This is a genomic window from Polynucleobacter sp. AP-Feld-500C-C5 (genome assembly GCF_018882265.1).
Taxonomy (GTDB): Bacteria; Pseudomonadota; Gammaproteobacteria; order Burkholderiales; family Burkholderiaceae; genus Polynucleobacter.
Genome location: NZ_JACVOW010000007.1, coordinates 1 through 1,711, shown reverse-complemented (window position 1 = coordinate 1,711; position 1,711 = coordinate 1). Strand labels below are relative to the sequence as shown.

2 protein-coding genes are annotated in these 1,711 nt (G+C 36.4%); both read right to left on the bottom strand.

Annotation, left to right across the window (positions count from 1 at the left end; genetic code table 11):
• Positions 1-654 (bottom strand): tetratricopeptide repeat protein (locus ICN21_RS01610; protein WP_216176275.1); only part of this gene is annotated, 654 nt, incomplete at its 3' end.
• A gap of 147 nt (positions 655-801) precedes the next feature.
• The gene (locus ICN21_RS01605; protein ID WP_216176273.1) at positions 802-1,395 is read right to left on the bottom strand and encodes a methyltransferase domain-containing protein; all 594 of its coding nucleotides are present in this window, start codon (positions 1,393-1,395) and stop codon (positions 802-804) included.
• Positions 1,396-1,711 lie beyond the last annotated feature (316 nt).

Here is a 1,711-nt window from a genome sequence, read left to right as displayed (position 1 = left end):
GGCTACACCCTTGTTAGACCAAGCTTCAGCATAATCAGGCTTAAGACTTAAAGCTTTCTCAAAGGAAGTAATGGCTTCTTCGTATCTCTTGAGTTTATTTAAAGCTACACCCTTGTTAGACCAAGCTTCAGCATAATCAGGCTTAAGACTTAAAGCTTTCTCAAAGGAAGTAATGGCTTCTTCGTATCTCTTGAGTTTATTTAAAGCTACACCCTTGTTAGACCAAGCTTCTGGGATGTTGGGCCTTAATAGAATTGCATTATTTAGAACCACTAAAGCAGAAGCATAATCTTTAGCATCAATTAATGTGGAGCCTTTATTTACCAAGGTATCTACGTCATCTGGTTTAATTTTGAGGGCTAGATCATATGCATTTAAAGCATCTAAATGATTTTCTTGTATTGAATAAATTAAACCTAAGTTATATGGAATTTTTTCATTGCCTTTGATGTAGAGTTGTAAGCACTGGAAAATTATCAATGCCTCATCCAGTTTATTTTTTTGGGCAAAAAATAAACCTAATTCAAAAATAGTATTAGCGCTATCTAAATCCTCTTGTAATGCTTTTTTTAGAATTAATTGAGCGCCATCTAGGTTGCCACACTGAAAGGCTTTGATAGCTTGCTGAAGGATTAGTTGAAATTGAGGACTCATTCCTTCATTTTATGGTATTGATAAAATTACTATGATTGAAAACTAAGTTAAGTGAAGACTTGGGATAAAACCTCAAATTTATCAACTAAATGGCCAAGATAAAAATCCCATCCTTGGATAATCTTTTAAGCAATTAAATATTTTTTATTAGGGAAGAAAATTCATTGCAAATATCTTGGCTTTCTCTGGGTTGGTATCAGCTTTGAATGCCACAAGCCATAAGTCAAAGGCATCAGGCCTTCTTCCGCCAAAAATTTCTTTGAATCCAGAGGATAAAAAAGCGCCACCTAAGGCGGAGTATGTAAAGCCACACTTATGAGCCATATAGTGATTTCCTCGCTCTATATAGCCTCGATGACCATACAAAATATCTATCGGCGAGATTGGTCCTGCTGGCGACTCATAAAGAGGCTCTAGCAGCTTATCCTCGACAACCGCTTCACATACAGCTTGCAAATCTGGGCAAGTTATTACAACGAAACCATCTGGTTTCAAAACTCTGTAGAACTCAGCTAGAGCAAGAGGAACTTCATGTGGAAAAACGTGTTCAATGTTATGAGAAGAGAAAATGGCATCGTAGCTATCAGAAGAGACCGCTGTCATATCAACTAGTGTACCCAATATATCGGGATTGGCATTCTGGTCAATATCAAAACGAATTTCTTGCCAATCATCGGAGCTAAAACCTTTTAATCCACTCTTAGTTTGAGGGCCGCATCCTACGTGTAGAAATTTTTTCATTTTTTGGTCCCAATAATTAGTAGCGATAAAAAATATTCAACAATTATAGTATTTAAGTGCATGCCAAGAGGGGTCAAAATGGATCGGCTCTTAAATAATATGACCTTTTAGGCAAAAGTTTAATATCTACTAAAAACAGCTAAGAAACATGGTTGACTCTTCAAGAAAATATGCAGGGTTCTGAGGGTCATACATCTAACCACACCAAAACACTGCTTAGTCGATAGATATATGGTCTGGTTCTAGATTCTGTTGATAACGCTCATGCATTTTTAGATATAGAGCCTCAAGATTTTTAGTAAAGAGTGGCGTATTA

Excerpts from the sequence above, each read along its gene's own strand:
- ICN21_RS01605 (WP_216176273.1), bottom strand. The coding sequence starts at position 1,395 with ATGAAAAAATTTCTACACGTAGGATGCGGCCCTCAAACTAAGAGTGGA.